The 23890-nt window shown below is 66.6% G+C and carries 23 protein-coding genes, 1 tRNA gene and 1 pseudogene; 14 read left to right on the top strand and 11 right to left on the bottom strand.

Features of this window, described 5'->3' with window-relative positions:
* Positions 1-655: 655 nt before the first annotated feature.
* The 5 genes from K0O62_RS17435 to K0O62_RS17415 form a co-directional block, all read right to left on the bottom strand.
* Positions 656-982 carry a hypothetical protein gene (locus K0O62_RS17435; protein ID WP_073854244.1) on the bottom strand — a complete coding sequence of 109 codons (327 nt, stop codon included), beginning with the start codon at positions 980-982 and terminating at the stop codon, positions 656-658.
* Positions 983-1086: 104 nt separating this feature from the next.
* Complete coding sequence (locus tag K0O62_RS17430; RefSeq protein ID WP_073854245.1) at positions 1087-1443, bottom strand: DUF2510 domain-containing protein; 357 nt, start codon at positions 1441-1443, stop codon at positions 1087-1089.
* Between the two features lie 797 nt (positions 1444-2240).
* A complete protein-coding gene (locus K0O62_RS17425) occupies positions 2241-2732 on the bottom strand; it encodes a M50 family metallopeptidase (protein WP_073854249.1) in 492 nt (163 codons plus the stop codon).
* Between the two features lie 162 nt (positions 2733-2894).
* Positions 2895-4421, bottom strand: coding sequence for a hypothetical protein (locus K0O62_RS17420; RefSeq protein ID WP_131817371.1), 1527 nt, complete (start codon positions 4419-4421; stop codon positions 2895-2897).
* On the bottom strand, positions 4418-4666 hold the full coding sequence (locus tag K0O62_RS17415; protein WP_234799956.1) for a hypothetical protein: 249 nt from the start codon (positions 4664-4666) through the stop codon (positions 4418-4420). Before K0O62_RS17415 ends, K0O62_RS17420 begins: the two co-directional genes overlap by 4 nt.
* A 298-nt stretch (positions 4667-4964) precedes the next feature.
* Between K0O62_RS17415 and K0O62_RS17410 the strand changes: the two genes are divergently transcribed.
* Together K0O62_RS17410 and K0O62_RS17405 are read left to right on the top strand one after the other, a co-directional pair.
* Positions 4965-5198, top strand: a complete 234-nt coding sequence (locus K0O62_RS17410) for a hypothetical protein (protein WP_073854252.1) — start codon at positions 4965-4967, stop codon at positions 5196-5198.
* Between the two features lie 71 nt (positions 5199-5269).
* A pseudogene (locus K0O62_RS17405) lies at positions 5270-5440 on the top strand (tyrosine-type recombinase/integrase); the annotation flags it as partial.
* Between the two features lie 49 nt (positions 5441-5489).
* On the opposite strand, the gene K0O62_RS17400 reads toward K0O62_RS17405, so the two are convergent.
* Positions 5490-5563, bottom strand: a tRNA-Leu gene (locus tag K0O62_RS17400).
* Between the two features lie 117 nt (positions 5564-5680).
* On the opposite strand from K0O62_RS17400, the gene K0O62_RS17395 reads away from it, so the two are divergent.
* The 6 genes from K0O62_RS17395 (at position 5681) to K0O62_RS17370 (ending at position 11657) form a co-directional block, all read left to right on the top strand.
* Positions 5681-6298 (top strand): two-component system response regulator PdtaR, encoded by a 618-nt coding sequence (locus K0O62_RS17395; protein ID WP_073854256.1) that lies wholly within the window; start codon positions 5681-5683, stop codon positions 6296-6298.
* Positions 6299-6501: 203 nt separating this feature from the next.
* Complete coding sequence (locus K0O62_RS17390; protein WP_073854258.1) at positions 6502-7713, top strand: branched-chain amino acid ABC transporter substrate-binding protein; 1212 nt, start codon at positions 6502-6504, stop codon at positions 7711-7713.
* A gap of 103 nt (positions 7714-7816) precedes the next feature.
* Complete coding sequence (locus K0O62_RS17385) at positions 7817-8827, top strand: branched-chain amino acid ABC transporter permease (RefSeq protein WP_073854260.1); 1011 nt, start codon at positions 7817-7819, stop codon at positions 8825-8827.
* Positions 8828-8888: 61 nt separating this feature from the next.
* On the top strand, positions 8889-10064 hold the full coding sequence (locus K0O62_RS17380) for a branched-chain amino acid ABC transporter permease (protein ID WP_073854262.1): 1176 nt from the start codon (positions 8889-8891) through the stop codon (positions 10062-10064).
* Positions 10061-10924: an ABC transporter ATP-binding protein gene (locus tag K0O62_RS17375; RefSeq protein ID WP_073854265.1), complete on the top strand. Its 864-nt coding sequence runs from the start codon at positions 10061-10063 to the stop codon at positions 10922-10924. Before K0O62_RS17380 ends, K0O62_RS17375 begins: the two co-directional genes overlap by 4 nt.
* Positions 10908-11657 carry an ABC transporter ATP-binding protein gene (locus K0O62_RS17370; protein WP_073854267.1) on the top strand — a complete coding sequence of 250 codons (750 nt, stop codon included), beginning with the start codon at positions 10908-10910 and terminating at the stop codon, positions 11655-11657. Before K0O62_RS17375 ends, K0O62_RS17370 begins: the two co-directional genes overlap by 17 nt.
* A gap of 76 nt (positions 11658-11733) precedes the next feature.
* Here the strand turns inward: K0O62_RS17370 and K0O62_RS17365 are convergent, their stop codons facing one another.
* From K0O62_RS17365 to K0O62_RS17355, 3 genes are read right to left on the bottom strand one after another with little or no spacing between them, the layout of a single operon-like run.
* Positions 11734-11961 carry a DUF167 domain-containing protein gene (locus K0O62_RS17365; RefSeq protein WP_073854441.1) on the bottom strand — a complete coding sequence of 76 codons (228 nt, stop codon included), beginning with the start codon at positions 11959-11961 and terminating at the stop codon, positions 11734-11736.
* Between the two features lie 38 nt (positions 11962-11999).
* Positions 12000-13199: a lipid-transfer protein gene (locus tag K0O62_RS17360; RefSeq protein ID WP_073854269.1), complete on the bottom strand. Its 1200-nt coding sequence runs from the start codon at positions 13197-13199 to the stop codon at positions 12000-12002.
* Positions 13196-13636 (bottom strand): Zn-ribbon domain-containing OB-fold protein, encoded by a 441-nt coding sequence (locus K0O62_RS17355; RefSeq protein ID WP_220045465.1) that lies wholly within the window; start codon positions 13634-13636, stop codon positions 13196-13198. The genes K0O62_RS17360 and K0O62_RS17355 overlap by 4 nt, the downstream gene beginning before the upstream one ends.
* A gap of 119 nt (positions 13637-13755) precedes the next feature.
* Between K0O62_RS17355 and polA the strand changes: the two genes are divergently transcribed.
* From polA to K0O62_RS17340, 3 genes are read left to right on the top strand one after another with little or no spacing between them, the layout of a single operon-like run.
* Complete coding sequence (gene polA, locus K0O62_RS17350) at positions 13756-16503, top strand: DNA polymerase I (protein ID WP_372512821.1); 2748 nt, start codon at positions 13756-13758, stop codon at positions 16501-16503.
* A gap of 11 nt (positions 16504-16514) precedes the next feature.
* Complete coding sequence (locus tag K0O62_RS17345) at positions 16515-17741, top strand: threonine/serine exporter family protein (protein ID WP_073859378.1); 1227 nt, start codon at positions 16515-16517, stop codon at positions 17739-17741.
* Positions 17742-17754: 13 nt separating this feature from the next.
* Positions 17755-17934 carry a TetR-like C-terminal domain-containing protein gene (locus K0O62_RS17340; protein ID WP_073859377.1) on the top strand — a complete coding sequence of 60 codons (180 nt, stop codon included), beginning with the start codon at positions 17755-17757 and terminating at the stop codon, positions 17932-17934.
* Here K0O62_RS17340 and K0O62_RS17335 read toward each other — a convergent pair.
* The gene (locus K0O62_RS17335) at positions 17919-19067 is read right to left on the bottom strand and encodes a PrsW family intramembrane metalloprotease (RefSeq protein WP_079244626.1); all 1149 of its coding nucleotides are present in this window, start codon (positions 19065-19067) and stop codon (positions 17919-17921) included. The genes K0O62_RS17340 and K0O62_RS17335 overlap by 16 nt on opposite strands.
* A gap of 248 nt (positions 19068-19315) precedes the next feature.
* On the opposite strand from K0O62_RS17335, the gene rpsA reads away from it, so the two are divergent.
* From rpsA to coaE, 3 genes are all read left to right on the top strand, one after another.
* Positions 19316-20761 carry a 30S ribosomal protein S1 gene (gene rpsA, locus K0O62_RS17330; protein ID WP_073859375.1) on the top strand — a complete coding sequence of 482 codons (1446 nt, stop codon included), beginning with the start codon at positions 19316-19318 and terminating at the stop codon, positions 20759-20761.
* A gap of 118 nt (positions 20762-20879) precedes the next feature.
* Entirely contained in the window at positions 20880-22109 is a 1230-nt protein-coding gene (gene aztD / locus K0O62_RS17325; protein WP_073859374.1) for a zinc metallochaperone AztD, read from the top strand.
* Between the two features lie 30 nt (positions 22110-22139).
* Complete coding sequence (gene coaE / locus K0O62_RS17320) at positions 22140-23324, top strand: dephospho-CoA kinase (RefSeq protein ID WP_073859373.1); 1185 nt, start codon at positions 22140-22142, stop codon at positions 23322-23324.
* Between the two features lie 4 nt (positions 23325-23328).
* Here the strand turns inward: coaE and K0O62_RS17315 are convergent, their stop codons facing one another.
* Complete coding sequence (locus K0O62_RS17315) at positions 23329-23889, bottom strand: hypothetical protein (protein ID WP_073859372.1); 561 nt, start codon at positions 23887-23889, stop codon at positions 23329-23331.
* Position 23890: the final 1 nt, after the last annotated feature.

Below are 23890 nucleotides of genomic sequence, written 5' to 3'. Positions count from 1 at the left end.
CGGTCGAATCTCGCCAGAACCCATCTGGGCGAAGTAATTGACGTTCTCGTCAGAAGTTTTTATCACACGGTTACCGATGGTTGTGGGGTTTCCTCGGGTTCGACCGAACGGGCGGCACGGACTCGATGCCCGGCATAACAGCAGGGGAATCAGTTTTTCACCCTTGACCCGCATGTGGTCGACGATGCCCCCGGCGTTTCGGCGAGTGTGTGGGGTTTGCCGGGGGAGTCATTTCTAGCAAACATCCACGGCGTCGCGGTGATCGCGCGCTCGCGACGTGTCGGGGCTCTGCCTGTCGGCGTTGGCGACCGGTCCGCCCGGTGGTGGCATCGGTGCGTCCGGTGTCAAAGAGGTTGTGGTGCAGAGTGTTCGGGGCGCCGACTCAGAGTCGGATGTCGGCGTCGCCGGTGGGGGATCCGACGCGGAATCGCCGGTCAGATCGGTGGTGTGTGGTGCCCTCGGTGAGATTCGAACTCTAAAGTTGAGTTGCTGATACGTGCGCAAATGCTATGAATTACCTGTTCAATAGCGATTTAATCTGTAGTCGTGATGAATCCTGATTAGCTTGGATTCGCCCAGGATGTAGCCAAATGCAGCCACGTCGAACGGTCGTTCGGAGGTTTGCCGGGTGATCGATCGAACAAACGTTCACGGCTCAGTGTTGGCCAAAGTCCATCCCGCGGAACTCATCCTCAACGATCAGCTGGCGAATGTGCTCGATCGACGCTTTGTCGAACGGAATGGATAGGTGGGTGTACGCCAGCAGCAGGTTCTGCATCCGAGCGAGCCCATCTGCGACAGTGTCCCCGGCGAGCTGGGTGTCGACCACGATTGTCCAGACCCGTGAGTAGTCGCCGTCTTGGATGTACTCGCCAAAAGCCACGGCGAAGTCGCACGCGCGCAGGCGGTCTCCAGGTGTCATGGCGAAGCGGGCCTGTTCATCGTGGTCGTTAGTGTCACCGTCACTGTTCTCAATATCCATGCGGTGAAAACTAGAGTCGGACCCCGACGCCTCTTGGTTTCACGGAATGTTTCACGGCGTTGTCGCTGGTAGGCGGTATGCGCAAAAGTCTGTGAGTCCGACTGTCAGCGGCCTTTGAGTGTGTGGTGGATCGCGAACGCGGTCCATATCAAGGTCCACATGCCACCCCATGCAATCCACAGAATGCCCATGCTGGATGCGATGCCACCGGTTTCTTCGTCTCCGGCCTGCGCCATCAAGGGGATCCCGAACAGTAGGGTGCCGGCCAGCGAGAAGAAGGCGAGCAGAGCGAACCCGTAGTGGATCGTGATGCGCCCCGACCGGGCAGCTGCAGGTGCCAGGTGTGGTGCCGCTGCTGCTGCTGGCGCTGGGATGTCGAGCCACTTGGCGCCGTCCCAGTATCGCTGCAGTCCTGTGGTGGAGTCGGGGTACCAGCCAGGCGGTGTGATCGGTGCGGTCATGAACGCGCAGCGTAATGGCCGCTCGGGCTCTGCGCGGAACGTTCACAGCTGGTGTCAGTCGTTCGTATGACGGTGCGATCAATACAAGCCGGGTAGCCTCACTCGCTGCGTAGGCCACTCTGTGGTTCGGCTGCGCCGGAACTAGTTTGGGAGATCTGGATGGCTGAATACGTCATTGCGCGACGCACGGGGCAGTGCCCCAAGTGTCAGGACGGCGCCACGTACGGGTACCACCGCCTGGTTGACCTGACGAAGGGAAGCGGCGACCGGGTCGATCGTCGCTGGGAGTGCGGAGCCAACCATCAAGAGACCAGAGTCGACGAACGATAGGCGTGTCGCAGCCCCGCACGTAGGCGGCGGATCTGGTTGCTCTGCTGCTGGCGGTTCGGCCTGGCTATCCCGGCCAGCTACCACCGCAGCCACCGCGCGGTGCGGGAGCTGGAAAGATCTTGGATTCGCCGGTGACGCACCAGAGTTTCATGAATCTGGGGGCGAGGTCGTAGTGCCATCGCGTGCCGTCTTCGTAGGGAATGCCGTCGCACCAGCCGCCGAAGTTGAATGATGCGGAGCCGCCGCCCGGGCACCATCCGGTCCCCACGTTGGGCACGTGCGGGTCGAATGGGTCCGCGGCCGAATGCGCAGCCCCGGACAGTGCGACGAACACCGCGGCTGCGGTGGCTGCAGTCGCGGTGACGAGATTACGAATCGGTCGCACGGTTCCCCTGATTGCTCCTGGTCAGGAAGAGGTTAGGCTGCCGGAGCGGTGCTTGCAGCGGTATTGCCTGAGCTGGCCGGTGTTACACCGCCGCGCGCAACCCGGACCGGATGAGTGCCAGTGCCACGCTGCTCGGGCCGCCATCGTCGCCCGGGCTGAGGCCGAGGGCAGAGCACACCTCGGCGTGTGAGGCGGTGCCGGTGAAGTACAGGCCCTTGGCGAGGGCCTTGACCGATGGCCAACACCGCTCGAGCAGCGGGACGATGTGCACGCCTTGGTGGGGTCCGCCTGCCGCGCATAGTGTCCGGTCGTCGGAGCTGTTGCGAGCCAGCGCACGGCGCATGTCGGCGGGGCCTGGTGGGCGGCCCAGCTCCCACCGCGCCTCGGCCCACGGGCCGGCGTAGGTGATCCCGGCGTCGAGGCCAGGGAGCGGGTCGTGCTCGGTGTGCGCCTGTTCACCGACGATGACCCGGTGCACGCGACCGCCAAGGACGACCGCCGCGACGGCGTGGCCGACCTCGTGGAATGCGGTGCCGAGTCGGTCGAGTTCGGTCTCGGACAGTTGATAGCCCATGGTTGCTGCTCCTGGTGTCGTGGCGGTGGTGATGCAGGGTTTCGGGCGCCGTGGTGGCGGTGCGGTCCGCAGCCTGCCCACCGCCGCCACGCCGCCGCTCGCCTCCGTGGTCTGGGAGACGGGCCGCGACAGCCTCTTGATTGAGCCGCGACCCCTCCCAGGTCACGGGGTGATCACCGCTTCGTAGGCGACGATCACCGAGCGTTCGGCGATGGCTACGAAGTGGTCGCGTTCGTGGTCGAACGCTTCGCGAACGGTCATCTCGTCGCGCCAGTCGTACGTTTGTGTGGTGCCGATGAGCCGGTTGCCCAACGGGGTCGCGTAGCCGGCAGACATCACCCAGCGATGTCCGGCCGGTGTGCGCAGGACGCCCGGCTCGCTCGGGTCCCGGCTGATCAGGTGCAGATTCTGTGCATGCGTCAGCAGGCCGGTTCTGGCGTGGACCAGGCCGCCGACGATGCCGGCGGCGCTGAACTTCTCCTCTACACGTGCCACCGCGGATACCAGCTCATCGATCTCAGGGGGAGTGCCAGCGTCGACCAGGAGGCGGGTCGCGAATTGCGTCTCGACGGCGAGCGGCTCGCGTAGCGCGAAGGTGTTCTTTGCGCGCTCGATGACCTGGCCGCGGTCGTATTCGGAGAGGTTTCCGCAGTCCTGCAACCGGTCGAACGCCCACACTGTCATCGCCAGGAACGGGTCCGGGTCGTCATTCGCGCGTGCTGGGCCGGTCTTGAGATCGTCGTCGGGGTCAAGGTCGTCCGGACTGGCACACCACGGTGCATCCCAGACGCCGAACGCGCCCGGGTCGCGGTGGGTGCGCAACCGGAGCTGGATACCGGAGGGCAGCCAGCGCAGGGCATTTCCCTCGGCCGTCTCGGTCCAGGTGGTCGCCGCATCCAGGCCCAGAGGATTGGCCGGTGTGACCAGCGGCGGGGTGAACTCGACGGGGAGCAAGGCATTGGTCATGGGATCTGGACTCCTAGCTTGGCGAGTTCGGCACGCGCGGAGCTGGGCGGTGGTCTGTGCCATGAGGCGGCGTTGGGCGGTGTTGGCTTCTGCGCGTTCGATGCGAAGCGTGAATTCGTGTGCGGCGGTGTCCACTTCGCGAAGTAGATCGTTGAGCAGTTCCGAGCGCGACACGCGACCGCGGAGGGCGGGATCGTGGGGCGGGCGGGATCGGGCGAGTAGATCGGCCAACGGGTCGGTGTAGGCGCGGGCGATATCGACCAGCTCGGTGGCCCACCGCCCCGATGCCACGGACGCAGGTCCGATGTCCGGTTCGGTGGGGCGCGGTGCTAGGTCGACCAGGTTGCGCACCGCCTGCTTCCGGGCGGCCAAGTCCAGGTGCGGCGCGGTCCGTAGCAGGTGTGCGAGGGCGTCCTGTTCGGCGAGCCAAGTGACCACGCGGCCCGAAATCAGTTCGCCATGCACTGCGTTGACGAGTTCGTCGACACGTGGCCCGAACATCTTGGCCGGCCCGCGGGTGATGTCGGCGGGATCACCCAAGCGGGTCGAGCGTTCGGCCAGCGGTAGGCAGATCGCGGCGACTTCCTCGGCCAGGCTGAAGGTTCCGGTGTAGACGGCGCTCAATCCTGCACGACGGCGACACCGCAACTGCTCCTGCGTGTACTCCGTTGACGGTGTCGGCGTGCTGGCCACCTGCCGGCGCCGCATCAGCGATGCCTTCACGAGGTCACCGCCGGGTGTGCGTGGCGCAACAGATCCGTCAATGCGGCGATGTCGCGTGGCGCGAGGTTGGCGCGTTCAGCGTCGATGACGCGGCGCGTGCGCCAGTAACTCAGGGCTTCCCGGCAGGCGATCACGTCGGGATCCTCGTTGGTGCGCCCACGACTGAGGAACGCAGCCAGTCGTGCTGACCACTGGCTCGGTGTCAGCGCCGCCGGGTCGGTGAGAACGGTAGCTGTCTCGTTCATGGACACCATGATTCAGCATGGCGGTGCAGCGGAGCAGCTGCGGAGAAGTGGTCGGCGTGTCTTTACTACAGTGCCGCAAGGTATTGTCCTGCAACGTATTTGCCGCGTGCCGCGGCAGAGTCCTGGGTTTCCAAAGTCGGATTCTGCAGAAATTTTGGGCACGGTCGGCCTCCTGTACCTGTTAGCTGCGACCACCTGGAGGCGAACGGTATTTTCGGCGTGTTCGTAAAGCAATCAGTCGAAAGCTATTCGCCCCGTGCGTGTTCAGACGCGGTCGACCTGACCCGAAGGAGCCACCGTGTACGTCTTCCATGTTTGCGATACCTGTGCGCCGGCCATCGTCAATGATGACTATTCCGCGTTCGAGTTTCACCAGGATCCGGACGCGGACTATGAGCGCGTGACCGCGTTCGTGGAGTCCGCCGGCTACCTGGTCGATGCGGGCCGAGTCAGCAAGCCCGGGTACTGGGACTGCGAAAGCTGCGGCCAGGTCTGCATCGGTTCGGCCTACGCGCTGGAGACGTTGGCGTGACCACCGCTCGCACTCGGCGCAGCGCACCCGTGGGTTCGGTGGTGGCCTACACCCGGGTCAGCACCGATGAGCAGGCGGTTCAGAAGATGCTCGGTCACGCCTCCGCTGCGATGACGCTGGACACCTACGCCGACCTGTTCGACCGGGATGCAGAGGCCGTTGCTGACGCACACGACCTGCGCCTATCGGCTTCGGGACTTGCAGCCAAAATGCAGCCAAAACCTGCGATCAGTAGCGTCTGACGGTCTCGAATAGGGCCCTGAACTGCACATATGATGTCAAGTGATTGAGTGCCCTCGGTGAGATTCGAACTCACACTGCACGGGTTTTGAATCCGTTTCCTCTGCCAGTTGGGATACGAGGGCGTGGCTGCGACTCGGTCGCGGTCTACCACCATAGTGGATGCCCGGAAGGCCTCCCACCGGCAGGCACGGATAAACCCCAGGCTCGCCCTGAGTCGGCAATCGCGCAACAATGTCGAGATGACAGAGGCCCCCGCACCCCGCCGCGTGCTCATCGCTGAAGACGAGGCGCTCATTCGACTGGACTTGGCCGAGATGCTGCGCGAAGAAGGGTATGAGGTTGTCGGGCAGGCCGGTGACGGTCAGGAAGCCGTCGATCTGGCCGAGAGCCTGAAGCCCGATCTGGTGATCATGGACGTCAAGATGCCGCGCCGCGACGGCATCGACGCGGCCTCGGAGATCGCATCGAAGCACATCGCCCCGATCGTCATTCTCACCGCGTTCTCCCAGCGTGAGCTGGTCGAGCGGGCCCGCGATGCCGGTGCCATGGCCTACCTGGTCAAGCCGTTCTCCATCACCGACCTGATCCCGGCCATCGAGGTGGCGGTCAGCCGGTTCGGTGAGATGGCGGCCCTGGAGAGCGAGGTCGCGAACCTGTCGGACCGCCTGGAGACGCGCAAGCTCGTCGAGCGGGCAAAGGGTTTGCTGCAGGCGAACCAGGGGATGACCGAACCCGAGGCGTTCAAGTGGATTCAGCGCGCCGCGATGGACCGGCGCACCACCATGAAACGGGTGGCCGAAGTGGTGCTGGAGACGCTCGACGCGCCGGCCGGCGACGCTTCCAGCGCCGAGAAATAACGGCTCCGGCCGGTCCGGCGGGTTACGAGTTCGTTTCCGGCTCCGCCGTTTGACCGGCTGACACGATCGATCTGCGCAACGCGTCGCTCAACAGCACGCGACACGGCGGTGGGTTGGTTATGGTTTTCTCCGCGAAGCATCGCCGCCCCGGCCGTCCCGACCGGTTCGAGGTGCCGACCTGGACAAGGAACCGGAGGTGAGACGTGCGCGGTCACGTGGCACGCAAGGCATTTGCTCTCGGAAGCGCGGGCCTGATGGCTCTGACGATTGCCGGCTGCAACCAGAGCACGCCCGAAGAAGAGGCGTCGCAGACGAACCTCTCGATCGTGGAGAAGGTGCAGATCGACGAGAACGGCGCCGAGGTCAAGGCCGCCGAGGGCACCACCCCGGCCGACCCGGCCGGCGACGGCAAGGCCACCTGCCCGCCGGTGTCCATCGCGATGGCCGGCGCGCTCAACGGCCCGGACGCCGCGCTCGGCATCAACATCAAGAACGGCATCCAGCTGGCGATCGACCAGCACAACGAGGCCAACCCGGGCTGCCAGGTGCAGCTCAAGCCGTTCGACACCGAGGGTGACCCGCAGAAGGCGTCCAACATCGCCCCGCGGATCGTCGAGGACCAGTACACGATCGGCCTGATCGGCCCCGCCTTCTCCGGCGAGACCAAGGCCACCGGTGGCGTTTTCAACCAGGCCGGCCTGGTCGCCACCACCGCCTCGGCCACCAACGTGACCTTGTCGGAGAACGGCTGGAAGACCTTCTTCCGCGGGCTGGCCAATGACGGGGTGCAGGGTCCCTCGGTCGCCAACTACCTGAAGAACACGTTGGGCCACAAGAAGATCTGCGTGGTCGACGACAGCACGGACTACGGTCTGGGCCTGGCCACGGCGGTGCGTGACACGCTCGGGCCGGTGGCCGATCCGGCGTGCAACATCTCGGTGAAGAAGGGCGACAAGGACTTCTCCGCCGCGGTCACCCAGATCAAGGGCGCCGCACCGGAATCGGTGTTCTTCGCCGGCTACTACGCCGAGGCGGCCCCGCTGGTGCAGCAGCTCAAGGACGGTGGCTTCGAGGGCGCCTTCGTCAGCGCCGACGGCAGCAAGGACAACGAGTTCGTCAAGCAGGCCGGCGCATCGTCGGAGGGCGCGCTGCTGGCCTGCCCGTGCGGTCCGGCCACCGGCACCTTCGCCGACGAGTACCGGGCCAAGTTCAACACCGAGCCCGGCACCTACAGCACCGAGGGCTACGACCTGGGCACCATCCTGCTCAAGGGCATCGACTCCGGGGCGATCACCCGACCGGACCTGCTGGAGTTCGTCCGCAACTACAAGGGTCAGGGTGTGGCACGCGAGTACTCGTGGAACCCGGAGGGTGAGCTCGAGACGACCCTCATCTGGATGTACGAGGTCAAGTAAGCGCTGAGACGAAGCGCGTCCGAGTGCGCATGCCTCGGACGCGCTTTTGTCTTCGCGTCCGCCGCACCAATGATCATCGCGTCAGCGAGGAGCTCAGCACCGGATGAACTTGGCCGCCAACATCAACTTCAATGTCGGTGCGTTGTTCGACAGCTTCTGGCAGTTGACCATCGACGGTCTGTCCTGGGGCGCGATCTATGCCTTGGTCGCCGTCGGCTACACCCTGGTTTTCGGGGTGCTGCGGCTGATCAACTTCGCGCACTCCGAGATCTTCATGCTCGGCATGTTCGGCGCCTACTTCGCGCTCGACATCCTGTTGGGCTTCACCCCCAGCGGTAACGCCTACAACAAAGGCGTCGCGCTGACCATCCTCTACCTCGGCGTGGCCATGTTGTTCGCCATGCTGGTCTCCGGTGGCGCAGCGGTGGGCCTGGAATTCATCGCCTACCGGCCGTTGCGCAAGCGCAACGCCAAGGCGCTGACCTTCCTGATCACCGCGATCGGCATGTCCTTCGTGCTGCAGCAGTTCGTGCTGTTCATCCTGCCCAAACTGATACCGGGATACGGCGGGCCGAACGCACAGCAGCCGATCGTGCTGGTCCAGCCGAAAACCCAGTTCGAACTGTTCGGCGTGGCGATCTCCAACACCACGATCGTCATCATCGGCGCGGCGCTGGTGCTGGCCCTGCTCACCGATCTGGCGCTCAACCGCACCAAACTCGGGCGCGGCGTGCGCGCCGTCGCCCAGGACGCCAATACCGCGACTCTGATGGGCGTTTCGCGGGAGCGGGTCATCATGACCACGTTCCTGATCGGTGGTCTGCTCGCCGGTGCCGCGGCGCTGCTCTACACGCTGAAGGTGCCCCAGGGCATCATCTACTCCGGCGGATTCCTGTTGGGTATCAAGGCGTTCTCGGCCGCCGTCCTCGGCGGCATCGGCAACCTGCGCGGTGCCCTGCTCGGCGGTCTGCTACTCGGCGTGATGGAGAACTACGGCCAGGCGGTGTTCGGCACCCAGTGGCGCGACGTCGTCGCCTTCGTGCTGTTGGTGCTGGTGCTGTTGATCCGGCCGACCGGAATACTGGGGGAGAGCCTCGGGAAGGCACGGGTATGAGCGGCGCTTGCAGAGCGAATCAACAGCCGGCAAGCGGAGCCCGAGCCTGCGAGGGGGCCGCATGACCGGCGAGGGTAGGACGACCGCGGTGCGGGCCAAGGTCATGGACTGGTGGGACGGGTTGACCCGCGCCCAGAAGTGGATCTTCGGCATCGTGCTGTTCGCCGGGATTGCGCTGTCGCCGCTGTTCACCCCCGCCTTCCTGGACACCCCGGGAATCAGCTTCGGCGGCACCATGGCCCAGTTCGCGATGGTGGCCATCATCGCGATCGGCCTCAATGTCGTTGTCGGGCAGGCCGGTCTGCTGGATCTGGGTTACGTCGGGTTCTACGCCGTCGGTGCGTACACGGTCGCCCTGCTGACCAGTCCGGAAAGCCCGTGGAACCAGATGGGTACCTCGGCGTTCTTCAGCACCCCGTGGGCCTGGCTGTCCTGTCTACCGATCGCGATGGCCGTCACCGCGCTGAGCGGGCTCATCCTGGGGACCCCGACGCTGCGGCTGCGCGGCGACTACCTGGCCATCGTGACGCTCGGATTCGGCGAGATCATCCGCCTGCTCGCCGACAACCTGTCCGATGTCACCAATGGGCCGCGCGGCCTCAATGAGGTTGCCTTCCCGCACTTCCTGGAAAGCGAGCAGCACCCCGAAGGTGTCTTCTCGGTGTCGAACTCCGGCGGCGACGCCAACTACGGCACCTGGTGGTTCTGGCTGGGCCTGATCCTCATCATCGGCATCCTGCTGCTGGTCGGCAACCTGGAGCGCAGCCGGGTCGGTCGCGCCTGGATCGCCGTCCGCGAGGACGAGGACGCCGCGGAAGTCATGGGCGTCAACGCCTTCAAGTTCAAGCTGTGGGCATTCACCATCGGCGCCGCGATCGGCGGTCTGTCCGGGGCGCTGTATGCCGGCCAGGTGCAGTACGTCGCACCGCCGACATTCAACATCATCAACTCGATGCTGTTCCTGTGCGCGGTGGTCCTCGGCGGGCAGGGCAACAAACTCGGCGTGATCCTCGGCGCGTTCATCATCGTGTACCTGCCCAACCGGCTGCTCGGGGTGCACTTCGCGGGTATCGACATGGGTAACTTGAAGTACCTTTTCTTCGGGCTCGCGTTGGTGGTGTTGATGATCTTCCGCCCCCAGGGGCTGTTCCCCGCACGCCAGCATCTGCTGACCTACGCCAAAGCCGCGCGCGCCCTTCTCCGCAAGCAACCGACCGATACGGAGCAGGCGAAATGACCGCCCCCGAACAGCCCGAGGAGAAGTTCGAGGAGAACGTCGCCGAGATCGCCAGTGTGCACCGCGAGATCAAGGCCGACGAAGGCGAAGTCCTGTTGCAGACAAACGATCTCACGGTCCAGTTCGGTGGGCTCACCGCGCTGGACGCGGTGACGTTCAACATCAAGCGCGGCGAGATCCTCGGCCTGATCGGACCCAACGGGGCCGGCAAGACCACCTGCTTCAACGCCATCACCGGTGTGTACCGGCCCACGTCGGGCTCGGTGACGTTCGACGGTCAGACGATCGGTCGGATCAAGCGGCATCAGATCACCCGGCTCGGTATCGCCCGCACCTTCCAGAACATCCGGCTGTTCGGTGAGATGACCGCGCTGGAGAACGTCATGGTCGGCACCGACGCCCGGCACCACACCTCGGTGCCGGGCGCCCTGTTCCGGTCGGCGCGGCACCGCCGCGAGGAGCGCTCGGCCGTCGAAAGATCGGCTGCATTGCTGCACTTCGTCGGGATCGCCCACCGCGGCGAAGAGAAGGCCAAGAACCTGCCCTACGGCGATCAGCGTCGCCTGGAGATCGCACGGGCGCTGGCCACCGAGCCCAAACTGCTGTGTCTGGACGAACCGGCCGCCGGCTTCAACCCGAGCGAGAAGTCCGCGCTGATCGACCTGATCCGCAAGATCCGCGACGACGGCTACACCGTGCTGCTGATCGAACACGACATGCGCCTGGTGATGGGCGTGACCGACCGCATCGTGGTGTTGGAGTTCGGGCGCAAGATCGCCGACGGTCTGCCCGCCGAGATCCGCGAAGACCCCAAGGTCATCGCCGCCTACCTGGGAGTGCCCGATGACGAACTCGCCTGAGGCCGACGACCGCCCCGTCCTGCTGGAGGTGCGCGACGTCGTCGTGCACTACGGCAGGATCCGTGCCCTGCACGGGGTTTCGCTGGTGGTGCACGAAGGCGAACTGGTCACGCTGCTCGGATCGAACGGTGCCGGCAAGACCACCATGATGCGAGCGATCTCCGGGCTGCTGCCGCTGACATCGGGCTCGGTGTTCTTCGACGGCCGGGACATCGGCAAGGTGAAGGCCCACCGGCGGGTGTCCGACGGCCTGATCCAGGCCCCCGAGGGACGCGGTGTCTTCCCCGGCATGACCATCATCGAGAACCTCGAAATGGGCTGCTACGGGCGCAAGTTCCCGTCGAAGGCCGAACACGACGAAAAGCTCGACTGGGTGCTGACCACCTTCCCGCGGCTGGCTGAGCGGCGCAACCAGGTCGGCGGTACGCTCTCCGGCGGTGAGCAGCAGATGCTCGCCATCGGCCGTGCGTTGATGGCCCGGCCCAAGGTGCTGCTGCTCGACGAACCGTCGATGGGCCTGGCGCCCATGGTGATCTCGCAGATCTTCGGCATCATCTCCGAGATCAACAGTCAGGGCACCACGGTGCTGCTGGTGGAACAGAACGCGCAGCAGGCACTCAGCAGGTCCGACCGGGCCTACATCCTGGAGACCGGTGAGGTCACCCGGACCGGGGTGGCGCGGGATCTGTTGAAGGACGACAGTATTCGCGCCGCCTACCTCGGTGTGGCCTGACCCGACTCGTCCCCGGCGAGCGTGCGTGTCTGCGGGCAACGCGCCGTCTCCCGGACGGAGTTCACGCACGCTCACGTCAGGAGATGCGGAATCGCTTCACCCGCGCGGTCGCCCCGGACACCAGTTCCAGCCGGCTGCGCGGCACCCCCAGGTGGGCGGCGAGCAGCTTGGTGACGGCCTCGTTGGCCTTCCCGTCCACCGCGCGCTCCGGCACGTAGACGGTCAGCTCGCCGTCCTCACCGACCTCGACGAGCGGACCCTTTCGGCTGCCGGGCTTGACCCGTACGACGACGCTCTCGCTCACCACTCCATCCTCGCGCGGGTGCGCCCGCCGACGAAAAGCTACTTGGCGACGATGACCGAGGAGCCGTGTCCGAAGAGTCCTTGGTTGGCGGTGACGCCGACGGTCGCGCCCTCGACCTGGCGGCCGGTGGCTTGGCCGCGCAGTTGCCAGTTGAGTTCGCAGATTTGGGCGATGGCTTGGGCGGGGATGGCTTCTCCGAAGCTGGCGAGGCCGCCGGAGGCGTTGACGGGGATGCGGCCGCCGAGGGTGGTGGCTCCGGAGCGCAGCAGGTGTTCGGCTTCGCCTTTGGCGCAGAGGCCGAGGTGTTCGTACCAGTCGAGTTCCAGGGCGGTGGACAGGTCGTAGACCTCGGCCAGGGACAGGTCTTCGGGTCCGATGCCGGCTTCGGTGTAGGCGGCGTCGAGGATCTGGTCTTTGAACACGCGCTGCGGGCCGGGGATGACGGCGGTGGAGTCGGTGGCGATGTCGGGCAGTTCGGGCAGGTGTTGGGGGTATTGGGGGGATTGCAGGCTGACCGCGCGCACCGAGGGCACACCCGCGGTGGAGCCGAGGTGCTTTTCGGTGAACGCTTTGGAGGCCACGATGACGGCGGCCGCGCCGTCGCTGGTGGCGCAGATGTCGAGCAGGCGCAGCGGATCGGAGACGACGGGGGAGGCCAGGACGTCGTCGACGGTGGCTTCTTTGCGGTAGCGGGCATACGGGTTGTTCAGCCCGTGGCGGGCGTTTTTGACTTTGACGTTCGCGAAGTCTTGCAGGGTGGCGCCGTAGAGGTCCATGCGCCGGCGTGCCAGCAGGGCGAAGTAGACGGTGTTGGTGGCGCCGATGAGGTGGAAGCGTTGCCAGTCGGGGTCGTTGCGGCGTTCGCCGCCGACGGGGGCGAAGAAGCCTTTGGGGGTGGTGTCGGCGCCGATGACCAGGGCGACGTCGCAGAACCCGGCCAGGATTTGGGCGCGGGCGGATTGCAGGGCTTGGCTGCCGGATGCGCAGGCGGCGTAGCTGCTGGTGACGGGGATGCCGTTCCAGCCGAGTTTTTGGGCGAAGGTGGCGCCGGCGACGAAGCCGGGGTAGCCGTTGCGGATGGTGTCCGCGCCGGCGACGAGTTGGATTTGGCGCCAGTCGAGGCCGGCTTCGGCCAGCGCGGCGCGGGCGGCGACGACGCCGTATTCGGTGAAGTCGCGGCCCCATTTGCCCCAGGGGTGCATGCCGGCACCGAGGATGTAGACCGGGTCCGGGCTCATTGGGCGATCCTCCAGGCGTGGGTGGTGCGTGCGACTCCGTCGTCGTCGACGTACAGGGTCATGGTGGTCAGTTCCATGGGCATGCCGACTTTGAGGTCGGCGGCCAGGGTGCCTTCGACGACTTTGCCGAGCACGATGAGGCCTTCGTCGGCGAGTTCGACGGCGGCGACGGCGAACGGTTGGAACGGGTCCGGGGACGGGTAGGGCGGTGGGGGTGCGTAGCGGTTTTCGGTGTAGCTCCACACCTTCCCGTGCCGGGACAGCGGCACGAGGGCCAGGGTGTCGCTGTCACAGCCGGGGTTGGGGCAGTTGTTTTCCCGGGGTGGGAAGACGTAGGTGGCGCACTGGGTGCACTTGCCGCCGATGAGGTGCGTCTGGCCGGCGTCGTCGGTGGAAAACCACCCTTCGATCGCGGGCGCTGTCGATGCTGCTGGCACGAGGGTCAGACTACCCAGTGCACAGGCCAAACTGAAACGTGTTGCAGTTTTCCGCGGGGTGGGGCCCATCACAACATGTCCGACGGGCGGCGGCAGTGCCGGTCCAGCTGTCGGGGCCGATGCCTAGAGTTGGGTGCGTGAGCCCCGCCAAGACTGCCGCTGGAAAAGCCGATACGACGCCCGTCGTCGACGAGAAGCCCACGTTGATGCTGCTGGACGGCAACTCGCTGGCCTTCCGTGCCTTCTATGCGTTGCCGGCGGAGAACTTCAAGACCCAGGGCGGGCTGACCACCAACGCCGTCTACGGCTTCACCGCGATGTTGATCAACCTGCTGCGCGACGAGCAGCCCAGCCACATCGCCGCCGCGTTCGACGTGTCACGGCAGACCTTCCGCAAGGAGAAGTACCCGGAGTACAAGGAGGGGCGTTCGGCCACTCCCGACGAGTTCCGCGGGCAGATCGACATCACCAAGGAGGTGCTCAACGCGCTGGGCATCACGGTGCTCGCCGAGCAGGGCTTCGAGGCCGACGACATCATCGCCACGCTGGCCACCCAGGCCCAGGAGGCGGGCTACCGCGTCCTGGTGGTGACCGGGGACCGGGACTCGCTGCAGCTGGTCAGCGATGACGTGACGGTGCTGTACCCGATCAAGGGCGTCAGCGAGCTGACCCGCTTCACCCCGGAGGCCGTTCAGGCCAAGTACGGGCTCACCCCGTCGCAGTACCCGGATTTCGCGGCGCTGCGCGGGGACCCGAGCGACAACCTGCCGGGCATCCCGGGAGTGGGGGAGAAGACCGCGACCAAGTGGATCGTCGAGCACGGTTCGCTGCAGGGCCTGGTCGACAACGTCGACAAGGTCAAGGGCAAGGTCGGAGATGCGTTGCGCGCCAACCTTTCTTCGGTGGTGCTCAACCGGGAACTCACCGAGCTGGTGAAGAACGTGCCGCTGCCGCACACGCCGGACACGCTGCGCATGCTGCCGTGGGACCGCGATCAGATCCACCGACTGTTCGACGACCTGGAGTTCCGGGTGCTGCGCGATCGGCTGTTCGACACGCTGGCCTCGGCCGACCCGGAGGTGGATCAGGGCTTCGAGGTGCGCGGTGGTGCGCTGCAACCCGGCGAACTGGCGACCTGGCTGTCCGAACACAGCCTGGGCAACCGTTTCGGTGTCGCAGTGGTCGGCACCCGTCTGGCCTTCGACGCGGACACGACGGCGCTGGCGATCGTCGCCAACGACGGTGACGGCCGGTACATCGACACCACCACCCTGCACCCCGACGACGAGGCCGCGCTGTCGTCGTGGCTGGCCGATCCCGGCCCACCGAAGGCCCTGCACGAGGCCAAGCTCGCCATGCACGAACTGGAGGGACGCGGCTGGAAGTTGGCCGGGGTGACCTCCGATACCGCCCTGGCCGCCTATCTGGTGCGGCCGGGGCAGCGCAGCTTCTCGCTCGACGACCTCTCGCTGCGCTACCTCAAGCGTGAACTGCGTGCGGACAACCCTGAGCAACAACAACTTTCGTTGCTGGACGACAACGACGGCGTCGATGAGCAGGCGGTGCAGGCGCTGCTGTTGCGGGCCGGGGCGGTGATGGACCTCGCCGATGCGCTGGACGAGGAACTGGCTCGCATCGACTCCTCGTCGCTGCTCGGCCGGATGGAGCTGCCGGTGCAGCGGGTGCTGGCCGAACTGGAGAGCACCGGCATCGCCGTCGACGTGGAGTTCCTGGAGGGGCTGCAGAGCGAGTTCGGCGATCAGATCCGCGACGCGGCCGAGGCCGCCTACGCGGTGATCGGCAAGCAGATCAACCTCGGCTCGCCGAAGCAACTGCAGGTGGTGCTGTTCGACGAGCTGGAGATGCCCAAGACCAAGAAGACCAAGACCGGCTACACCACGGACGCCGATGCCCTGCAGAGCCTTTTCGACAAGACCGGGCACCCGTTCCTGCAGCATCTGCTGGCGCACCGCGACGCCACCCGGCTCAAGGTCACCGTCGACGGGCTGCTGAACTCGGTGGCCTCCGACGGTCGCATCCACACCACGTTCAACCAGACCATCGCGGCCACCGGCCGGCTCTCGTCCACCGAGCCCAATCTGCAGAACATCCCGATCCGCACCGAGGCCGGTCGCCGGATCCGGGACGGGTTCGTGGTGGGTGAGGGTTACGCCGAGCTGATGACCGCGGACTACAGCCAGATCGAGATGCGCATCATGGCGCACCTGTCCCGCGACGAGGGGCTGATCGAGGCCTTCAACACCGGTGAGGACCTGCACTCGTTCGTGGCGTCGCGGGCCTTCGACGTGCCCATCGACGAGGTCACCCCGGAATTGCGCCGCCGGGTCAAGGCGATGTCCTACGGGCTGGCCTACGGGCTGAGCGCGTACGGGCTGTCGGCCCAGCTGAAGATCAGCACCGAAGAGGCCAAGACCCAGATGGAGCAGTACTTCGACCGATTCGGCGGGATCCGGGACTACCTGCGTGATGTCGTCGATCAGGCCCGCAAGGACGGCTACACGTCCACCGTTCTCGGGCGTCGCCGGTATCTGCCGGAGCTGGACAGCAGCAACCGCAACGTGCGGGAGGCCGCCGAACGGGCAGCCCTCAACGCGCCCATCCAGGGCAGCGCCGCCGACATCATCAAGGTGGCGATGATCAACGTCGACGCGGCGATGAAATCCGCGGGGCTCAAGTCACGGATGTTGCTGCAGGTCCACGACGAATTGCTGTTCGAGGTCGCCGAGGGGGAGCGCGACACCCTGGAGGCGCTGGTCCGCGAGCACATGGGCAACGCCTACCCGCTCGATGTGCCGTTGGAGGTCTCGGTCGGGTACGGGCGCAGCTGGGACGCGGCGGCGCACTGAATCCGGCCGCGATGACCGAGCACGCTGTCCAACAGCAGATCCGCTTCATCGCTCGGCTCGGGGCGGCGATGGGTGCCGCGAACTACCCGGTCACCCTGATCCGTCAGATGCTGGCCCGCGCATCGGCGGCCTACGGGCTGCCCAACAACTACATCGCGCTGCCCAACTACGTGCAGGTCGTCGGCCCGTCCACCACCACCGGGACGGTGGTCGAGGCGGCGAACCTCGACCACGACCTGCGCTTCGACCAGACGTTCCCGCTGGCCAGACTGATCTCGGATGCCCGGCACGGCCGGGTGTCACCGGCGGACGGCGAGGCCAGACTCGACGCCATCCTGGCCATGCCGAACCGGTACCCGAGCGCGATCGCCGTCCTCGGCTACGGGATCCAGAGCGCAGGTCTGGCCCTGGTCATGGAGCCGACCCCGCTGAACCTGTTGATCGCCACGGTGCTCGGCTTCATGGTGGGTGTCTTCTGCGTGGCCGGCCGGCGGCTCCCGATGTTGCAGCACCTCGTCCCGGCGGTGAGCGCGTTCGCCGTGTCGGCGATCTGCATCGCCGGCGCCCAGCGGATGGGCTTGGACCACGTGAGCCTGCGAGCGCTGATCCCGCCGCTGGCGGTGTTCCTGCCCGGTGCGGCCATCACGCTGGCGGTCGTGGAGCTGACCGCCCGCGACGTCATATCCGGCTCCAGTCGTCTGATCAGCGGTTTCATGCAGATCGCCCAGCTGGCCTTCGGCATCCTGATCGCCACCCAGCTGCTCGGCGCGGACGGCACCCAGCTGAGCTCGGATGCGGTCAACAAGATTGGGCCGTGGTCCCCGTGGGTGGGCGTCGCGGTGTACGCCGTCGGCGTGATGCTCTTCCTGGCGCCGCCCCTGTCCTTCCTGCCCTGGCTGGGCCTGATCGTCTACACCGCGTTCGCCGGCCAGTTTCTCGGCGACCTCGTCTTCGGCAGCTACGCCAGCGGATTCTGTGGGGGGCTGGTGCTCACGGTCGCGGCCTTGGCGATCTCCCGCCGCCGCGCCGCGCCGCCGGCCATCGCGATGATCCTGCCGGGTTTCTGGCTGCTGGTGCCGGGCTCGATGGGCCTGATCGGTGTGACCGAACTGTTCGGCGCCGACGGCGACTCCGCGTTCCCCGCGACGGTGATCTCGATGATCTCCGTGGCCTTGGGGCTGCAGGCCGGGCTGGTGTTGTGGCAATTGACCCGGTTCCGGAGGCGCGCCGCGCCCTGAGCGCGCCCATACCGTGCTGGACCGGGCCGCGCACCGCGGTGAGCTGTCCCCGGACGCCGATCGGGAACTGCTGGTCGATGCCCTCGGCGCTCTGGTGTTCTGGCGGCTGATCGCGCTCAATGCCCCGGTCACGGAGGCACATCTGGATCGCATCGCCGACGCGGTCGTGGTGTTGGCTCAGGGCACCCGGTAGCCGGCCAGCAACTGCAGCGTCGGTGCGGCGGCCGCCCGGGCGGCGTGCACCCGGTAGGACTCCTCGTACAACAGCGCCTGCACCCGCTCGTCCCCGAAGCCGCGATCGATGCGGTCCCGCACGAAGGCCAGCTCGACCACCTGGGTGGCGAACGCCTTGACGCTCTTTCCCGCCGCCCTGCCGCCGAGCCGGGTCGCCTCGGCGACGGCCAGCTTGCGGGTGCGGATGGAGCCCAGCCAGCTGGCTTCGTTCGCGGTGACCAGGTTGGCGGCCACCATGTTGGGCAGCTTGGCGGCGACCACCCGCTGTTCGCGCCGCCTGCTGATGACGGCCAACCAGATCGCGAACCCGAAGATCGGCATCATCCACACCAGATAGACGAGGAAGTACGCCTCGATGCCGATCACCGAGGAGCCGTTCCACAGCGCGTGCATGATCACCGCGCCGGCGTAACCGGCCCCGATGCAGACCAGCTTGGCGAGGGTATGGCGCTGTCTGAGCGCGAAGTACACGCCGATCGCCAGCATCGACAGGAACAGCGAATGCGCGAACGGCGCCATCACCAGGCGCAGCGCCGCGATCATCAGCGAGGAGCCCAGCGTCTCGCCGTCGGCGATGTACAGAATGTCCTCGAACCAGGCGAAACCCGCGCCGACGAGCCCGGCGTACACCAGGCAGTCGGTCAGCGAGTTCAGTTCGTGGCGGCGCCGGCCGGTCATCATGATCAGCAGGAACAGGCCCTTGGCGGCCTCTTCGATCAGCGGCGCGCGCAGCGCTGTCGACTCGAACCCCTCGGGCAGACCCGGGGTCGGCAGGAACACCGCGTCGGCCCACAACTCGAGCGCCAGGGACAGGATGATCGCGACGGACGCGCCCCACAGGAAGGCCAGGATCAACAGCCGGGGCGGCTCGGGCTCCCAGCGATCCAGCCACAGGTAGCACAGCACGACCACGGTGATCGCGATGCTGGACAGTACGAATCCGATGGCGGTGCCGACCGGATTCGTGGCCGTCAGCAGGATCATCAGCAGACCGACGAGGACGCTCAGCGCGATCAGCACGGTCAGGGGTGCGGCGGCCTTGCGGACGGTAGGTGGCCAGGTCGGCAGGTGGGGGTGCGGCAAGTGCGGCATCGCGGACACGTCAGGAGGGTAACCAGCAACCGCCGGTGAGGACCGGGTTTGTCCAGCGTGTACCCGTTCGAGTACCCTTGAGCAGTACCTGTGTGCCCAGTCATATCCCGGGCCCCGCGGGCACACCGCACAAATCTCGGCGCCGTAATGTCCGGTATCGCTGCGGGAAGCAAAACCGCAGTACAAAGACATAACAGCACCAAAACTAACTGTCCCTACGATTGAACCTGTCCGGAGCAACCCACCACATGCCAAGTCCCTCCATCACCTCGCCGCAAGTAGCCATCAACGACATTGGCTCGGCCGAGGACTTTCTCGCCGCGATCGACAAGACCATCAAGTACTTCAACGATGGCGACATCGTCGAAGGCACCATCGTCAAGGTCGACCGTGACGAGGTTCTGCTCGATATCGGTTACAAGACCGAAGGCGTCATCCCGTCCCGTGAGCTCTCCATCAAGCACGATGTCGACCCCAACGAGGTCGTTTCCGTGGGCGATGAGGTCGAGGCCCTCGTTCTCACCAAGGAGGACAAGGAAGGCCGCCTGATCCTGTCCAAGAAGCGCGCTCAGTACGAGCGTGCCTGGGGCACCATCGAAGAACTCAAGGAGAAGGACGAGGCCGTCAAGGGCACCGTCATCGAGGTCGTCAAGGGCGGCCTGATCCTCGACATCGGCCTGCGCGGCTTCCTGCCCGCATCGCTGGTCGAGATGCGCCGCGTCCGCGATCTGCAGCCGTACATCGGCAAGGAGATCGAGGCCAAGATCATCGAACTCGACAAGAACCGCAACAACGTGGTGCTCTCGCGCCGCGCGTGGCTGGAGCAGACCCAGTCCGAGGTTCGCAGCGAGTTCCTCAACCAGCTCACCAAGGGCGCCATCCGCAAGGGTGTCGTGTCCTCGATCGTCAACTTCGGCGCCTTCGTCGATCTCGGCGGCGTCGACGGCCTGGTGCACGTCTCCGAGCTGTCCTGGAAGCACATCGATCACCCGTCCGAGGTCGTCACCGTCGGCGACGAGGTCACCGTCGAGGTGCTCGACGTCGATATGGACCGCGAGCGGGTTTCGCTGTCGCTCAAGGCGACTCAGGAAGATCCGTGGCGCCACTTCGCCCGCACCCACGCCATCGGCCAGATCGTGCCGGGCAAGGTCACCAAGCTGGTGCCGTTCGGTGCGTTCGTCCGCGTCGAAGAGGGCATCGAGGGCCTGGTGCACATCTCGGAGCTGTCCGAGCGCCACGTCGAGGTCCCGGACCAGGTTGTCCAGGTCGGCGACGACGCGATGGTCAAGGTCATCGACATCGACCTGGAGCGTCGCCGCATCTCGCTGAGCCTCAAGCAGGCCAACGAGGACTACACCGAGGAGTTCGACCCCTCGAAGTACGGCATGGCCGACAGCTACGACGAGGCGGGGAACTACATCTTCCCCGAGGGCTTCGACGCCGACACCAACGAATGGCTCGAGGGCTTCGACAAGCAGCGCACCGAATGGGAGGCCCGGTACGCCGAGGCCGAGCGTCGGCACAAGATGCACACCGCGCAGATGGAGAAGTTCGCCGCTGCCGAGGCGGAGGAAGCGGCTCGCCCGTCGACCTCCAGCAGCTCTTCGCGCTCCGAGGGTGAGTCCGCAGGTGGGTCGCTGGCCAGCGACGCCCAGCTGGCTGCCCTGCGCGAGAAGCTCGCCGGCAACGCCTGATAAGTAGTTCGCAAAACTCCCCGGCTCCGATTGGAGCCGGGGAGTTTTTCGTTCTCCGGGGTCACGTGCACATATCGCTAATTGACAATGATTTTCAATAACTGTTTGACTCGCGGGCATGTCCACGATGAAGCGAGCCTCGATCCTGCTGTCCGTCGCGCTGGTGTCCGCCGCCTGCACAACGTCCACCACGTCCACCCCCGATGAGACGGAGCAGGCCGCACCCGCCCCCGCCGCGCCGGTCGAGCAGACCTCGGCCACGCCCCGGCTGGCGTTGAGCTATGACGGCGGGGTGCTGGTGCTCGACGCCGACACCTTGGCAGTGGTCGCCGACATCCCGGCCGAGGGATTCCTCCGGCTCAACCCGGCGGCCAACGGTCGCCATGTGCTGGTCTCCCGGTCGGACGGTTTCGAGGTCCTCGACCTCGGCACCTGGACCGACCGGCACGGCGACCATCGGCACTACTACACCGCGGCGCCCGCGCTGACCGGCGTCCGGTTCGGTGGCGCCAAACCCGGCCACGTCGTGGCCCACGACGGTCTGCTGACGCTGTTCAGCGACGGCACCGGCGCGGTCGAGGTGGTCGACCCGGCGGACCTGCTCGACGGTGATGCCCAGGCGCGGACGGTGACCACCCGGCCGCCGCACCACGGGGTGGCAGTCGCACGGGCCGACGGCACCACCGTGGTCAGCGTCGGCGATGAGGAAACCCGTACCGGCGCAGTAATTCTCGACGGTATCGCGGCGCCGGTGGCGGCCACCGACGACTGCCCGGGCCTGCACGGTGAGGCCGGCGCGGCCGACGGCGTGCTGACCCTGGGTTGCCAGGACGGGGTACTCATCGTGCGCGGCAACAGCATCCAGAAGGTAGCCGCGCCCGATCCCTACGGTCGCATCGGCAACCAGGCCGGCAGTGCGGTCTCGCCCGTCGTGCTGGGCGACTACAAGACCGACCCCGAGGCCGAACTCGAGCGTCCCCGCCGGTTCACCCTCACCGACACGGCGGCCGGCACCATCACCGTCGTACCGATCGACACCAGCTACAGCTTCCGGTCGCTGGGCCGGGGACCGCGCGGTGAGGCGGTCATCCTCGGCACCGACGGCCACTTGCACGTCTACGATCCGGCCTCCGCCCAGCGCACGGCCCACCTGCCGGCCATCGCCGCCTGGACCGAGCCGGATGACTGGCAGTCACCGATGCCCGACCTGCATATCCAGGACGGCATCGCCTACGTCAGCGACCCGGCCGGGCCGCGCCTGGTCGCCGTGGACCTGGCCGACGGTGCCGTCGTCGCGGAGGCCCCGGTGGCACACCCCGGTATCGAACTAACGGGCGTCGGCGGCTGAACCCACGCACCGTCCTGACACACTGGTGCGGTGCTTCGTATCGGACTGACCGGCGGCATCGGCGCCGGCAAATCGACGGTGTCCTCGACCTTCAGTGATCTCGGCGGCATCGTCGTCGACGGTGACGTCATCGCCCGGGAGGTCGTGGAGCCGGGAACCGAGGGCCTCGCCAAGCTGGTCGACGCCTTCGGCCACGACATCCTGCATGCCGAGGGGCCGCAGGCAGGCGAGCTCAACCGGCCTGCCCTGGCGGCGGTCGCGTTCAGCGACGAGGAGAAGCGCCAGACGCTGAACGGCATCGTGCACCCGTTGGTCGCCCGTCGCCGCTCCGAACTGATCGAATGCGCGCAGCTGGACCAGGAAAGCCCGGTGATCATCGAGGACATCCCGCTGCTGGTCGAATCGCAGATGGCGCCGATGTTCCCGCTGGTCATCGTGGTCAATGCCGATGTCGAGCTGCGGGTCCGGCGGCTCATCGAGTACCGCGGATTCACCGAGCAGGACGCCCGGGCCCGGATCGCGGCGCAGGCCACCGAGGAGCAGCGCCGCGCGGTGGCCGATGTGTGGCTGGACAATTCGGGGACCGCCGGTGCCCTGGTGGAGCAGGCCCGCGGCCTGTGGCATGACCGGATTGTGCCGTTCGCCCACAATCTGCGGCTGCGCCGCCCGGTACACCTCGAGCCGGTCGTGGTGCCCGCCGATCCGGGCTGGCCGGACCAGGCCCGCCGTATCGTGGCCCGGTTGCAGACCGCGTGCGGGCACCGCGCCGTGCGCATCGACCACATCGGTTCCACCGCGGTACCGGGCCTGGACTCCAAGGACGTCATCGACGTGCAGGTGACGGTGGCCTCACTGGAGGTCGCCGACGAGCTGGCCGATGCCCTGCTGGCCGCGGGATATCCACGGGTGGACCACAATTCGGCCGACGTCGCGCACAGTGAGGATCCGGCGCAGTGGCGCAAGCGTTTTCACGCGTCCGCGGACCCGGGGCGGCCGACCCACGTGCACATCCGGGTGGACGGCTGGCCGAACCAGCGGTTCGCACTGCTGTGGGTGGACTGGCTGAAGGCCAATCCCGGTGTGCAGGAGGACTATCTGGCAGCCAAGCGGGCAGCGTCACGAGCTCCGGACTACGTCGCGGCCAAAGAACCGTGGTTCCTCGACGCGTATCACCGCGCCTGGGAGTGGGCCGACGCCACCGGTTGGAAGCCCTGACCGGTCACATCTGGGGCGCAGTCTCCGGCGCCGGCTGAGTCGGGTAGCCCGGGAGGTCCGGGACGGACTCGCCGACCACCGCATCATTCAGGGGCGCACCGCAATGCAGCACCCCGTACAGCGGGTCGTCCTTGGGGCGCAGCAACCGGGGGGCGATGAACTGGTCGGCCTGCACCACGATCTGCTCGTCGACCAGGATCTCGCAGTGCAGGTTCGACCCGTAGGGCCAGTCGATGGACAGCTCCAGACCGGCCAGGTTCGGGTCGGTCATCACCGTGTTCACCTCGAACGTCTGCCCGGGCAGCAGGTTCGGTTGCTCGCTGTTGATGTTGTGATCGTCGGCCTTGTAGGCCACCACGGCCCGGCGTGACGTGCCGTCGGCGCGCACCCGGTAGGTGATGTTGTACAGCAGCGGGGGACCCGGCTCGGTGACCTCGGTCTGCGGTTGCTCGACGTCGGGCCCGGCTCCGGGTTCGGCGAAAGCCGATGCGGGAAGCAGCTGACCCGCGAGCAGCAATGCCGATGCCGTGGCAGCCGCCAGCCCTGCGCGCCTGGTGACACTCATG

Source organism: Mycolicibacterium diernhoferi, from assembly GCF_019456655.1.
In the GTDB taxonomy this organism is placed as follows: domain Bacteria; phylum Actinomycetota; class Actinomycetes; order Mycobacteriales; family Mycobacteriaceae; genus Mycobacterium; species Mycobacterium diernhoferi.
The sequence above is the reverse complement of the archived record's forward strand: the minus strand, read 5'-3'. Positions and strand labels throughout refer to the sequence as shown.